This is a genomic window from Streptococcus sp. GMD3S, assembly GCF_000298695.2.
Classification (GTDB): domain Bacteria; phylum Bacillota; class Bacilli; order Lactobacillales; family Streptococcaceae; genus Streptococcus.
Genome location: NZ_AJRC02000009.1, coordinates 67,306 through 81,051, shown reverse-complemented (window position 1 = coordinate 81,051; position 13,746 = coordinate 67,306). Strand labels below are relative to the sequence as shown.

At 39.0% G+C, this 13,746-nt stretch carries 16 protein-coding genes and 2 pseudogenes; all 18 read left to right on the top strand.

The features are described from left to right. A pseudogene (locus GMD3S_RS10940) lies at positions 1-185 on the top strand (hypothetical protein); the annotation flags it as partial. After that, complete coding sequence (locus tag GMD3S_RS0206015; RefSeq protein WP_001242076.1) at positions 182-811, top strand: hypothetical protein; 630 nt, start codon at positions 182-184, stop codon at positions 809-811. The pseudogene GMD3S_RS10940 and the gene GMD3S_RS0206015, both read left to right, overlap by 4 nt. Positions 812-865: 54 nt before the next feature. Continuing rightward, positions 866-1,399, top strand: coding sequence for a hypothetical protein (locus tag GMD3S_RS0206010; protein ID WP_001280939.1), 534 nt, complete (start codon positions 866-868; stop codon positions 1,397-1,399). Between the two features lie 85 nt (positions 1,400-1,484). Next, a complete protein-coding gene (locus GMD3S_RS0206005) occupies positions 1,485-2,009 on the top strand; it encodes a hypothetical protein (RefSeq protein ID WP_000015795.1) in 525 nt (174 codons plus the stop codon). A gap of 178 nt (positions 2,010-2,187) precedes the next feature. After that, positions 2,188-2,814, top strand: a complete 627-nt coding sequence (locus GMD3S_RS0206000; RefSeq protein WP_000746267.1) for a TipC family immunity protein — start codon at positions 2,188-2,190, stop codon at positions 2,812-2,814. 95 nt (positions 2,815-2,909) lie between these two features. Next, a complete protein-coding gene (locus GMD3S_RS0205995) occupies positions 2,910-3,515 on the top strand; it encodes a hypothetical protein (RefSeq protein ID WP_001244917.1) in 606 nt (201 codons plus the stop codon). A 49-nt stretch (positions 3,516-3,564) separates the two neighbouring features. After that, on the top strand, positions 3,565-4,095 hold the full coding sequence (locus GMD3S_RS0205990) for a hypothetical protein (RefSeq protein ID WP_000957422.1): 531 nt from the start codon (positions 3,565-3,567) through the stop codon (positions 4,093-4,095). Between the two features lie 180 nt (positions 4,096-4,275). After that, positions 4,276-4,908, top strand: coding sequence for a hypothetical protein (locus tag GMD3S_RS0205985; RefSeq protein ID WP_000919639.1), 633 nt, complete (start codon positions 4,276-4,278; stop codon positions 4,906-4,908). Positions 4,909-4,924: 16 nt separating this feature from the next. Next, positions 4,925-5,114, top strand: a pseudogene (locus GMD3S_RS11030) (hypothetical protein); the annotation flags it as partial. Positions 5,115-5,218: 104 nt separating this feature from the next. Then, the gene (locus tag GMD3S_RS0205980) at positions 5,219-6,262 is read left to right on the top strand and encodes a D-alanine--D-alanine ligase (protein WP_000814662.1); all 1,044 of its coding nucleotides are present in this window, start codon (positions 5,219-5,221) and stop codon (positions 6,260-6,262) included. Between the two features lie 84 nt (positions 6,263-6,346). Continuing rightward, entirely contained in the window at positions 6,347-7,708 is a 1,362-nt protein-coding gene (locus tag GMD3S_RS0205975) for a UDP-N-acetylmuramoyl-tripeptide--D-alanyl-D-alanine ligase (protein WP_000778733.1), read from the top strand. Between the two features lie 190 nt (positions 7,709-7,898). Further along, on the top strand, positions 7,899-8,603 hold the full coding sequence (locus tag GMD3S_RS0205970; RefSeq protein WP_001055268.1) for a YwaF family protein: 705 nt from the start codon (positions 7,899-7,901) through the stop codon (positions 8,601-8,603). A 236-nt stretch (positions 8,604-8,839) separates the two neighbouring features. After that, on the top strand, positions 8,840-10,210 hold the full coding sequence (ftsA, locus tag GMD3S_RS0205965; RefSeq protein WP_000196347.1) for a cell division protein FtsA: 1,371 nt from the start codon (positions 8,840-8,842) through the stop codon (positions 10,208-10,210). 16 nt (positions 10,211-10,226) lie between these two features. Beyond that, entirely contained in the window at positions 10,227-11,483 is a 1,257-nt protein-coding gene (ftsZ, locus tag GMD3S_RS0205960; RefSeq protein ID WP_000144261.1) for a cell division protein FtsZ, read from the top strand. Between the two features lie 3 nt (positions 11,484-11,486). Further along, positions 11,487-12,158 (top strand): YggS family pyridoxal phosphate-dependent enzyme, encoded by a 672-nt coding sequence (locus GMD3S_RS0205955; protein ID WP_001049619.1) that lies wholly within the window; start codon positions 11,487-11,489, stop codon positions 12,156-12,158. A 9-nt stretch (positions 12,159-12,167) separates the two neighbouring features. Next, positions 12,168-12,698, top strand: coding sequence for a cell division protein SepF (locus tag GMD3S_RS0205950; protein ID WP_000053373.1), 531 nt, complete (start codon positions 12,168-12,170; stop codon positions 12,696-12,698). Further along, entirely contained in the window at positions 12,698-12,958 is a 261-nt protein-coding gene (locus GMD3S_RS0205945) for a YggT family protein (protein WP_000576501.1), read from the top strand. The genes GMD3S_RS0205950 and GMD3S_RS0205945 overlap by 1 nt, the downstream gene beginning before the upstream one ends. Then, positions 12,955-13,746 (top strand): YlmH family RNA-binding protein, encoded by a 792-nt coding sequence (locus tag GMD3S_RS0205940; protein ID WP_000126363.1) that lies wholly within the window; start codon positions 12,955-12,957, stop codon positions 13,744-13,746. The genes GMD3S_RS0205945 and GMD3S_RS0205940 overlap by 4 nt, the downstream gene beginning before the upstream one ends.

Genomic DNA, 13,746 nt, shown 5'->3' with positions numbered 1-13,746 from the left:
AATTCAAAACGAAACATAAAGACCTACTGAATATGACCTACGACGAAGCAGTCGATATTAGTTTAGAAGAGATAAAGGTTTTGAAAGCCATAGACGAGCCTCTCTGGGAAGAGTTGGATAGGAAGCGCGAGGAGTATATCCGAATCCATGGAGAGGTAGAGTTGGACGACGAGGAAGACGAGTGAGACTATATATCAAAGGCGATTATACCAAAGAAATTCCATTTGATTACTTAGAACTAGCGAAGAGAATGTGGTTTGATACTAAAGATGGGAAGACAGTAGATATTTCTTATTTTGGGAATACTCGCCCATTTAAAACAGACCCAACTATTCACTTGAAATTGAATAAGTGGATGCATGATAATAGATGGAATAATGTTCAGTTGAAAGAAGGGATTATCAATAAATTTGGGAGTCATGTATATGAAAATCTTGAATTAGATTTTGAAGACAATCCAGCAACAGACTATCGAGAAAAAGGAGACTGTCTACGTTTAGCTTCTACCCACCTTGACCTTCTAACTGTTGATAAACGTGCCTTCTATATTATGGCCATTGAAATTGCGACTGCTATTGATGGTCAGATTAGCGAAGATGATAAAGAGAGCTGGTTAAGTGTGGAGGAATTTAAAAACCGGCATGAGGATATCCTTTCGATGAGTTATGAAGAGGCTAACGAGCTGAGTTTGGAAGAAATTCCGTTTATGGACGATGTAAGAGACCCGGTTTGGGAAGAAGACGACCGCAGGAATGAAGAATACATCAAAATCCATGGCGAGCCAGTTTATGACGACGAGGAAGACGAGTGAGAGTTTATAATAAAACTTATTTGAAAGAGAGTGTTATATGGAGGGAAGAAACTAATGTCAGATAAATTAAAACAGTTTAAATGGTTGATCGTATTGTTTTTGTTTCTGTTAGCAATTCCTTCATATTTTGCTTACAATCATTTCCGACAATCTAGTACTTTAAAAGAAGCCTTTGAGAAAAATGAAAGAATTGAAGTTCTTCATCATTTAATGGCATCAGGAAAATATGCGTCTGACATCCGCAAGGCAGGATATACTATTCCTTCTGACGGAGCTATTCGATTGGATGGAGTTATTTATCCATTAGAAATTGAAGGAGAGTTACATTTGAAAATTAGCCCTCCCAAAAAGGATGCTAAGGATTTTCAGTTGTTTTTCATTACACAGATTAATGAAAAACAAACGCATGTAGCTTTTATTTTAGATAAAAATCTGAATTTAATTGATTCCAGCTATTCTCAGCAAAATGATAACGGGAAAAGAGAGATTGTTTCTATCCCCCAAGCCGAAGAAGATTACTTGTTGAGAAGTGTTCAAAGCGAGATTGATGACTTCATGAAAAAGATGTATCAAACCTTGTATGGTTAGATTTTTAGAGAAAGTAACTTCTTACTCAACGCAATGCTGTATGAACAAGACTTCTATGATTACTTAGATAGAGGAGGTGAGAAAAATGTCGGGACTTAAAAAAATACTGATCGTTATTGGTTCTGTAATTGCCTTAGCTACTGGTTTGAATCTTTACTTTCAGTATCAAAACCATCAAGAACATATGCAATTAAAAACCTCCTTTGAAGAGAGGGACAATATAGCCGTCTTACAACGTTTGATGGCATCAGGGAAATATGCGCCTGACATCCGTAAAGCGGGCTATGTCATTCCTCCCGATGGAGCTATTCGCTTGGATGGAGGAATTGCTTCCATCGAGATAAAAGGAGACATCGATTTGAAAATATCGTATCGTGGACGGGGGGTTACTGCTTATTTTGAAATAGAGATAGATGGTAAAATAACTAGTGTACTATATGAATTGGATAAGAACTTGGATATAGTTTCTAGCGCCTATTTTCAAACAAATGAAAAAAATAAAAATGAGAGAGTGACTATCCCCAAAGCTGAAGAAAAGCGCCTATTAAAGATTATTCAAAAAGAGCTTGAGGATTTCATGGAAACGATGTATCAGACTTTGTATGGATAGTTTACCAGAGAAAGAAGCTTCTTGCTCAACACAATGCTGTATGAACAACGGGGTGTGTTGAGGGATTTTACTAGAAAAGATACCGTAGATAAGCTACAAAAAAATTACCCAAGTACTTATAATTTCATTCGAAATATTGAAACAGGGAATCAAGAGTTGACAGAGATGAGGTGATTAGATGAAGAAGAGGAAATTTGTAATTTTTTCGTTGCTAATAGTTCTATTATTATCTTTCTCTGGTTTTCAGTACTATAAATATCAGAGAGTTCATAATATTTTTGATGAAATATACTACGAAGAAAGTGATTATCACAATCATACATTTCTCTGGAAAGGACGAGCTTTTTATAAGTTAAAAAGTTTAAAATTTGTGGACAACGATTCTCAAGAAATTTCTATTCATTCTATTGATTATAAAAGTGTAGACTTACCAAATACTATTCAATCTCTAGGTTATTATTTTTATTTTGGATTTCAGGAGATGACGAAAGTTGGGATAGAGATGCGTTTGAGACTGCCAGATACAGAGACAACCATAAATGTAGATTACCTGTACGATGTAAACAATCAGCAATTAGAACGATTTATGTGGTATCACGATGAGAAAAGCGTGAGATATTATCATCAGTCTCAAGTAGAAGCCTTTCTAACGGAGCATGGAAAGACTGCCGATGAGATTCGCAGGGAAGCAGATGAAATACTCCGTCACAAAGTCTTGGCAGACTGGACTTCCATATATGCCAGTCGTTTTAGCCTAGATAATTGGGGAGAAGTGACAGTTAAGGATATATGGAGAACCGAATAACAAACGGAACGACGAGGTAATAGTTTTATAAAGGCAGGTTGCCATGACAGAGTTCTCAAGAATATTTTGTAAAAAAAGTTACTTTGGAGCAGTAAATGAGAAATAAAAGTAAGTCTATCCTTTTTTTCCTATTTTTCCTTTTTTATATGGTATTGTTCATCATTAAGCCAATCTATCAATATTATTCATTTTCTAAGATGGATGTGAATAGTAGTATGGTTCAATTGATTCAAGATAAAAATGATCAGGATTGGCATGCTCTTGATAAGCATATTCATCTAGTGCCCTCAAAAGAAAATGGAAAGAACATCGGCCTTATCTATGTGGTGGATGACTATAATCAAATTGAAAGTAAGATTTCTTATGAGAATCAAGCGGTATCCATCAGTTACAATAATCGATTACAAGGAGACAAGAGTGTTGAAATTAGTTGGTTAAATGGGGAAAAGCGGTTGTATCATGCTGGGAGATATTTGAAATTAGCAAGTGAAAATCAAGCTGTGATTGAAAGTAACACAGGTTCTTCAGTGACCGTTTGGGAACAACGCTCGGACAATGCGATGAATCAGTTATATACAGTTGTGAATCAGATGAGAAAGATAGTTTTAAATCATTTGCTTCAGAAAATTTTCTACTATTCGATAGCTTTGGTCTGCTTTCTTTTGGGTTGGAAAATATACTCTCTTTTAAGGAGGGATTGAGGGCCACAGTTCTTCTGGATTTTAATAGTGATGAGAGAGGAAAACTAAAATGCTAACACCCGTGTTATTTATTGTGTCTTTATTTCTACTTTTACGGCACTTTAAAAGCAGTCTCTCAAGAATGATCATCGGATTGTTGTATGGTTCGTTTGCGGCAGTTTTTATTTGTGTGGTTTTAAATGCTGGTAAGTACACTCTGCAACCAGGTCAAAGTGTTGAATTGAAAGTTTTTTCTAAAACAGAGCAGCTGGAGTATAATTCGGAACTACATTTTAAAAAATTAGATGATGCGAAGTTAAAATTGTCCGGTCGAAAAGGTTGGGGAATGAAAGACAGTAATATAGTCTATAATGTTGAAAAGCAAACAATAACGGAGCTAATTTTTTTAAAAGACAAAACCGAGCGCAAAGACTTACCAAATGATAAGAGTAAAAGTATCTATTTAGAAAGTGATGGTATAGTGGTTCAAGGGGAGATAAAGGAAGTATTTGGTGTGACGAAAGAAACTCCCTATACTATCACCATCACCAATGTAGACAACAAGCCAGCTTACTTTGAAGCTCAAGTGGTGGATCGGTAGATTTAGGAACCGTAAACTAGGCCTCAGTTGTTGTAATTGTTTGGTAAAGGAGACTTATTTGCTTTGAAAGTAACAATCAGCTTGTTTCTTTCGAATATGCAAGAGAGGCTCTAGTGGCGAATACTAGTCAAAATGTCAAAAAAGATTTAGATAAACCTAATCCCGCAGTTGGAGAGTAAAATGTTAAAAAGAATAAGAAACTATTATAAAAACAAACCAACTCAAGCTGTCCTAATGCTCATAGTTCTTATTTGGTCAGTATATGAGATTGGTGCGACCAGCTTGGCAAGTAACTCGGCATTAACTAAGGAATTCATGCATAGTCGGTATGTTATAGTTTGGCCAATGGTAGATAAGAAAATGAAATTATACCATTATGCGGAAGAATGGACTAATGACGTTTTAGTTGGAATGATGCATTTAGACTATGGAAATATAAGAATAACTAGTTTTCCTAAAAAATGGGAGAGTGAAGCTGAAGTTTACTATACGCTGTCTCAGGATGAGTATGCTGATAGAGTATATTTTTTCTTAGACGAGCCAATTTCCAAAGCCTATATCAGCAGATTAGAACAAAATTATTATTTGATTTCAAAGAATGCAGTTGCTATTAAAGAGGAAACAGGTAAAACGGTTGAACAGTTAGTTCAAGAAGTGGGGAATGCAAGGAAAACCTTCTTATCAGCTCTTGGAAAGATGAAAATCCTTCGTTTGGTTTATTTGATTCTTCGTATGATAGTATTGTTGCAGTGTATCAGGTGGTCGGGTCAGCGTAGAAAAAGGAAAGAGAACGAAATTTTGCAGAATAGATAGAGCTCCCAAAAGGTATGATGATAAAGAGCTTCCAAACAATCAAAAAGATATTCATTTGGTAAAGAATGGGATTGTTGTCAGCTACCAAGGGGAGAAAGTTTTTTATGTAACTAATAACAAGTCCTACACGATCACCATCACCGATCACCATCACCAATGTAGACGACAAGCCAGCTTACTTTGAAGCTCAAGTGGTGGATCGGTAAAATTTCAGCTCTCAAATGAGGGCTTTTTTAGATTCAAGTTTCAAAAAAGAAGCAAATATGATATACTAAAGAACGAGTATTCTATTAGAATTAGGACAAGCAATATGAAACAAACGATTATTCTTTTATACGGTGGGCGTAGTGCAGAGCGTGAAGTCTCTGTCCTTTCAGCTGAAAGTGTTATGCGTGCGGTCAACTACGACCGTTTCACAGTCAAGACTTTCTTCATCAGCCAGTCAGGTGACTTTATTAAAACGCAAGAATTTAGCCAGACTCCAGGTCAAGAGGATCGTCTCATGACCAATGCGACTATTGACTGGGACAAGAAAATAGCGCCAAGTGCCATCTACGAAGAAGGTGCAGTAGTCTTTCCAGTTCTTCATGGTCCGATGGGCGAAGATGGCTCTGTTCAAGGATTTCTTGAAGTTTTGAAAATGCCTTATGTCGGCTGCAATATCTTGTCATCAAGTCTTGCTATGGATAAAATCACGACCAAGCGTGTCTTAGAATCTGTCGGGATTGCTCAAGTTCCTTATGTGGCTATCGTCGAAGGGGATGATGTGACTGCTAAAATCACTGAAGTTGAAGAAAAATTGACTTATCCAGTCTTCACGAAGCCATCAAACATGGGTTCAAGTGTCGGTATTTCTAAGTCTGAAAATCAAGATGAGCTCCGTCAAGCCTTGGAACTCGCCTTCCAATATGACAGCCGTGTCTTGGTAGAGCAAGGGGTAAATGCGCGTGAAATCGAGGTTGGTCTCTTGGGCAACTACGATGTGAAGAGCACTTTGCCAGGTGAAGTGGTCAAGGATGTTGCCTTTTATGACTATGATGCCAAATATATCGATAACAAGATTACTATGGATATCCCGGCTAAAATCAGTGATGATGTAGTAGCTGTCATGCGTCGAAATGCTGAAACAGCCTTCCGTGCAATTGGTGGCCTCGGTCTCTCTCGTTGCGATTTCTTCTATACAGACAAGGGCGAAATTTTCCTAAACGAGCTTAATACCATGCCAGGTTTCACCCAGTGGTCAATGTATCCACTGCTTTGGGACAATATGGGAATCAGCTACCCAGACCTAATCGAGCGTTTGGTTGACCTTGCTAAGCAAAGTTTTGACAAGCGCGAAGCGCATTTGCTATAAAAATGAAAGAGAGGGTAGAAGCCAGAACTATCACTGCATGGTGACTAGAGTTCTTGGACTTCAACCCTTTTTAAAGGAGTAGAAATGAAATTAACAATCCATGAAGTTGCCCAAGCTGTTGGAGCTAAAAATGATGTTAGTCTTTTTGCGGACGTTCAGTTAGAAAAAGCTGAGTTTGACAGTCGTTTGATTGGGCCAGGTGATTTGTTTGTGCCACTCAAAGGTGCTCGTGATGGACATGACTTTATCGAAACAGCTTTTGAAAATGGTGCAGCAGTCACCTTATCCAAGAAAGAGGTTGCAAATCATCCCTACATTCTAGTAGACGACGTGTTGACTGCCTTTCAAGCCCTCGCAGCCTACTATCTTGAAAAAACGGCTGTTGATGTCTTTGCGGTTACAGGTTCAAATGGCAAGACAACGACCAAGGATATGTTGGCGCATTTACTCTCAACAACCTACAAGACCTACAAAACCCAAGGCAATTACAATAACGAGATTGGCCTTCCCTACACGGTTCTTCACATGCCTAAAGGAACAGAAAAGTTGGTCTTGGAGATGGGACAGGATCACTTGGGAGATATTCATCTCTTGTCTGAATTGGCTCATCCAAAAACAGCTATCGTGACCTTGGTTGGAGAGGCTCATTTGGCCTTTTTCAAAGACCGTTCAGAAATTGCTAAAGGAAAATTGCAAATTGCAGACGGTATGGCACCAGGTTCTTTGCTTTTGGCACCAGCCGACTCCATTGTAGAGGACTACTTGCCTACAGATAAAAAAGTGGTCCGTTTTGGGTCAGGAGCTGAGTTAGAAGTCACAGACTTGATTGAGCGCAAGGATAGTCTGACCTTTAAGGCTAATTTTTTGGAACAAGCCCTCGATTTGCCAGTGACAGGTAAGTACAACGCCACCAATGCTATGATTGCTGCTTATGTGGCTCTACAAGAAGGAGTTTCGGAGGAGCAAATTCGTCAGGCCTTTCAGAACCTAGAATTGACCCGCAATCGTACTGAGTGGAAGAAAGCAGCCAATGGAGCAGATATTCTGTCTGACGTATACAATGCCAATCCAACTGCTATGAAGTTGATTTTGGAGACATTCTCTGCCATTCCAGCTAATGAAGGGGGCAAGAAAATCGCTGTCTTAGCAGACATGAAGGAACTTGGTGACCAGTCTGTTCAGCTCCATAACCAGATGATTTTGAGCCTATCGCCAGATGTGCTGGATACCGTTATTTTCTATGGAGAAGACATTGCCGAATTAAGCCAACTTGCTAGTCAAATGTTCCCAATAGGTCACGTTTTCTACTTCAAGAAAACAGCTGACGAGGACCAATTTGAAGACCTAGTCAAGCAGGTCAAGGAAAGACTCGGTGCCAATGACCAAATCTTGCTCAAAGGCTCTAACTCCATGAATCTAGCCAAGTTGGTAGAAAATCTAATGTAGTTTAGTGATTTTCATATGAAAATGTAGATTTCAAATCAGTGCATTTCTGCAATACAAATGATATAATAGGTTGCGAATTTAAGACGCAAGTGTTCTATGCATGTCATAGAATCAAGTTTTTTCAAAAAATTTAAAAGCTGGAGAAAGTGAATTTTTTACTGCCTCTAGCTAGATGAACGAGGAATAGAATATGAATTTGTGGGATAAATTATTTACCACACAGATATCAGAACCGCCCCAGTTTGAACTTCACTGGTACATTGGTTTGTTATGTTTATTGGCTCTTACTTTCTATGCTTCTTATCGTTTTCGCGACAAAGTAGCTTACCAGCGTTTTATTCAGATCCTTCAGTCTGTTCAACTGATTGTTTTGTATAGCTGGTATTGGGGCAATCTCATGCCCCTATCAGAAAGTTTACCCTTCTATCATTGCCGTATCGCCATGTTTGTGATGCTCTTGATTCCAGGAACATCCAAGTACAAACAGTACTTCGCCCTTTTAGGAACTTTTGGAGCAACAGCAGCACTAGCTTACCCACTTTTTGATCCCTACCCATTTCCACACGTGACCATTTTGTCCTTCATTATCGGACATGTTGCCCTTTTAGGAAATGCGCTCCTATACTTGTTTAGAAACTATCAACCTTCCCTTCTTGATTTGAAGAATGTGGCGGTGATTACCTTCGCCTTAAATGGCTTGATATGGGTTGTTAACTTAGTTGTAGGTGGAGATTATGGATTTTTAAACAAACCACCACTTGTTGGAAGTTTTGGCCAGCCCTTAAATTATCTCATTGTTTCGACTGTTATCGTGATAGCAATTCGCTTAACAGGGAAATTAGTAGAAAATTTTTTACAACAAAAATCGGAAGAATTTATTCAAGAGAAGATCTAAAATGATCTTCTCTTTTTTGGATTTTTAAGAAACAGAAAGGAAATTGTGAACGTTAACTTCAAATAATCTCTTAGAAGAAGAATTTTTCTAGAATTTTCTCAAAAAACATGCAGGAATTTTATCAAAAACTAAGCACGATTGGATTTTTTGTGTTATAATATTCTTTGAATAGCTATGCCCAAACATAGTTATTAAATAGAAGTGAGAAACTTGGAAGACAGAGAGGATGCGATGTAATGACTAGAGATGGTTTTTTTACAGGCTTAGATATCGGAACTAGCTCGATTAAAGTGCTAGTAGCTGAGCATAGAGATGGTGAAGTAAATGTAATTGGTGTTAGCAATGCCAAAAGTAAAGGTGTAAAAGACGGAATTATTGTTGATATTGAAGCAGCTGCTTCAGCAATCAAATCCGCAATCACACAGGCGGAAGAGAAAGCTGGTATTTCTATTAAGTCTGTTAACGTTGGCCTTCCAGCAAACCTCTTGCAGGTTGAACCAACACAAGGAATGATTCCTGTAACTTCAGATACCAAAGAAATCACGGATCAAGATGTTGAAAATGTTGTCAAATCAGCTTTGACTAAGAGCATGACTCCTGATCGTGAAGTGATTACCTTTATTCCAGAAGAATTCATCGTGGACGGTTTCCAAGGGATCCGTGACCCTCGTGGTATGATGGGTGTTCGCTTGGAAATGCGTGGTCTGCTTTACACAGGTCCTCGTACGATTCTACACAATCTTCGTAAGACAGTTGAGCGTGTAGGTATTCATGTTGATAATGTGATTATTTCACCATTGGCGATTGTGAACTCAGTTCTTAATGAAGGCGAACGTGAATTTGGTGCGACTGTCATTGACATGGGTGGAGGTCAGACTACTGTAGCGACTATCCGTAACCAAGAATTGCAGTTCACTAACATCTACCAAGAAGGTGGAGATTACGTTACTAAAGACATTTCTAAAGTCTTGAAAACATCTCAAAAAATTGCAGAAAGTTTGAAACTGAACTATGGTGAAGCTTACGTTCCACTTGCGAGTAACGAAACTTTCCAAGTTGAAGTAATTGGTGAAGTAGAACCTGTTGAAGTAACAGAAAGCTACTTGGCAGAAATTATCTCAGCACGCATCAAACATATCTTTGACCAAATCAAACAAGAGTTGGAAAGAAGACACTTGTTGGATTTGCCAGGAGGTATCGTCCTTATCGGTGGAAATGCAATTTTACCAGGAATTGTTGAATTAGCCCAAGAAGTATTTGGTGTTCGCGTAAAACTCTATGTACCAAATCAAGTTGGAATTCGCAACCCTGCATTTGCGCACGTGATTAGCTTGTCTGAGTTTGCTGGTAAATTGACTGAAGTCAATCTTCTTGCTCAAAAAGCAGTTAAAGGAGATGAATTCCTTCGTCAAAAACCAATCAACTTTGGCATTCCAAATCAACGTTTGAATCCAGTAGCGCAACCAAGTCCAGCACAAACAGCTCCAGCTGAAACTGTGCAGGAAACTCCAGTTGCTCCGAAGGAAGAATTCCAAGCAAGTTCTCAAAGTAAACCGAAGCTAACAGAACGTTTCCGTGGTTTGATCGGAAGCATGTTTGATGAATAAAAGAGGATAAGAAATTATGACATTTTCATTTGATACAGCAGCAGCTCAAGGCGCAGTTATTAAGGTAATTGGTGTCGGTGGTGGTGGTGGTAACGCCATTAACCGCATGGTTGACGAAGGTGTTGCTGGTGTAGAATTTATCGCAGCTAACACTGATGTGCAAGCCCTTAGCAGTACGAAAGCAGAAACAGTTATCCAACTTGGTCCAAAATTGACTCGTGGTTTGGGTGCTGGAGGACGTCCAGAAGTTGGACGTAAAGCTGCAGAAGAAAGTGAAGAAGCTTTGACGGAAGCTATCACTGGAGCAGACATGGTCTTTATCACGGCAGGTATGGGTGGTGGATCTGGTACAGGTGCAGCCCCTGTTATTGCACGTATCGCTAAAGATCTTGGTGCTCTTACAGTTGGTGTTGTGACACGTCCTTTCGGATTTGAAGGAAGCAAACGTGGTCAGTACGCTGTAGAAGGAATCAACGAACTTCGCGAGCATGTTGATACTTTGTTGATTATCTCTAATAACAACTTGCTTGAAATTGTTGATAAGAAAACACCACTTCTTGAAGCTCTTAGCGAAGCAGATAACGTTCTTCGTCAAGGTGTTCAAGGGATCACTGACTTGATCACGAACCCAGGATTGATTAACCTTGACTTTGCTGACGTGAAAACTGTAATGGCAAACAAAGGGAATGCCCTTATGGGTATCGGTATCGGTAGTGGTGAAGAACGCGTTGTTGAAGCGGCTCGTAAAGCAATTTACTCTCCACTTCTTGAAACAACTATCGATGGTGCAGAGGATGTTATCGTAAATGTTACTGGTGGACTTGACTTGACCTTGATTGAAGCAGAAGAAGCTTCAGAAATTGTCAACCAAGCAGCTGGCCAAGGTGTAAACATCTGGCTTGGAACATCAATTGACGAAAGCATGAAGGATGAAATCCGTGTTACAGTTGTAGCAACAGGTGTTCGTCAAGAGCGAGTGGAAAAAGTAGTTGGAGCTCGTAACAACCAACCAGTTGGAAGACCATCAACTAAAGCTCCACAAGCACACACATTTGACCGTCAATTCGACTTGGAAGAGACAGCAGAATTGCCTAAATCAAGTCCACGTCGCTTTGAAACTAACCAAGCCTCTGCTTTTGGAGACTGGGACTTGCGTCGTGAGTCTATTGTTCGCCAAACAGATCCAGTTGTTTCACCAGTAGAACGCTTCGAAACACCAGTTTCACAAGATGAAGATGAATTGGATACACCTCCATTCTTCAAAAATCGTTAATCAATGAATTTGAAAAAAAATACTGAATTAGTTTTTCAGCAAATAGCTGATGCTAGTCAAGAAGCCAACCGTGCTCTAGATGCTGTTTCAGTAATCGCAGTGACAAAGTATGTAGATGTACAAACAGCGGAAGCCATGCTTCCGCTTGGTGTCCGTCATATAGGTGAAAATCGAGTCGATAAATTTTTAGAAAAATATCAGGCCTTGAAAGATTACCCAGTTACTTGGCATTTAATAGGAACACTACAGAGACGGAAAGTGAAAGAAGTAATCCCATATGTGGATTACTTTCATGCTTTAGACTCCCTAAAGTTAGCCCAGGAAATTCAAAAGAGAACAGATCATGTTGTCAAGTGTTTCTTGCAGGTCAATATTTCTGGGGAAGAAAGCAAGCATGGGTTTTCAAAAGAAGAATTGCTAGAACTTTTGCCAGAATTGGCTAAGTTAGATCAGATTGAGTATGTTGGTTTAATGACCATGGCTCCTTTTGAGGCAGACAGTGATGAATTGAAAGAAATTTTCAAGGATACGCAGGCTCTGCAAGCAGAAATTAGAGAAAAACAAATCCCTAATATGCCGATGACAGAGCTAAGCATGGGAATGAGTCGTGATTTTAAAGAAGCGATTCAGTTCGGCTCAACCTTTGTTCGAATCGGTACAGCATTTTTTAAATAGGAGAGAGCTATGTCTTTAAAAGATAGATTCGATAAATTTATAGATTATTTTACAGAAGACGGAGAAGAAACGACTAACTATCAGACTCAACAAGAGGAAACAGTTAGCCCAGCCATCTCAACTTCTAAAGAATTACCAGCACCTGCTCAGTCAGGAACAGCAAAAGATGCAAATATTACTCGTCTTCATGCGCGTCAGCAAGAATTGGCGATGCAAAGTCACCGTTCAGATGAGAAAGTGACAATTGACGTTCGCTATCCAAGGAAATATGAAGATGCAACTGAAATTGTAGATTTGTTGGCTGGAAATGAAAGTATTTTGATTGATTTCCAATACATGACAGAAGTACAAGCCCGTCGTTGCCTTGATTACTTGGATGGAGCCCGTCATGTCTTAGCTGGAAATATGAAAAAAGTTGCGAGTACGATGTATCTATTGACGCCTGTCAACGTTATCGTGAATATTGAAGATATCAAACTTCCAGATGAATCACAAAGCGCTGAGTTTGGTTTTGATATTAAACGAAATAGAGCAAGATAATGATTTTCTTAATTCGTTTAATCCAAAATGCGGTTAGCATTTATTCCATCATTCTCGTTGCATTTGCTCTTCTTTCATGGTTTCCAAATGCCTATGAAAGCCAGCTAGGTCGCTTAGTTATCAGACTTGCTCGCCCAGTTATTGAGCCCCTTCGTAAGCTCAATCTACAATTTGCTGGTCTTGATTTTACGGTTTGGGCAGCGCTGATTCTGATTCAGTTTGTTGGAAATCTCTTAACACGACTAGTCTTATTACTATGACAGCAAATCGAGCCATTTATCAGCATTTTTCCCAAGATGATATTCCCTTTATTGATAAGGGGTTAGAGTGGATCAAGCGGGTAGAAGATACCTATGCACCGGTACTTACTCCTTTTATCAATCCCCATCAGGAACAGATTTTGAGGGTACTAGCTGGGACATATGGACTGGGTTGCCAAAGTAGTGGTGATTTTCTTCCGACAGAGTCGGTTCGAGTTCTTCTCTATCCAGATTACTTTGAACCGGAGATATCAGACTTTGAAATGGCCTTGTTGGAAATTTGCTATCCGAGTAAGTTTGAGCAACTGAGTCATGGAAAAATATTGGGAACAATTATCAACCAACTAGGAATTGACCGTAAATTATTTGGTGATATCTTGGTAGATGAAAAGAGAGCACAGATTTTTGTCAATCGTGATTTCATTCCTCTTTTTCAGGATGGAATAAGAAAGATTGGCAGACTTCCTGTATCGCTGGAGGAACGTCCTTTTACCGATAGGATTTTGTCTAAAATTGATTATAGAGAACGAGAAATTTTAGTTTCGAGTTTTCGATTGGATGCCCTCTTATCAAGTGCCTTGAAATTATCTAGAAACCAAGCTAGTCAACTGATAGAGAAAAAATCTGTCCAGGTAAATTATCATGTGGTTGAAAAATCTGATTACCAGGTTGCAGTTGGGGATTTGATCAGTGTGAGAAAGTTTGGTCGTTTGAAAGTTGTCAAAGACAATGGTCAGACCAAAAAGGATAAGAAAAAACTAACAGTCAGGCTACTTTTAAGCAAGTGA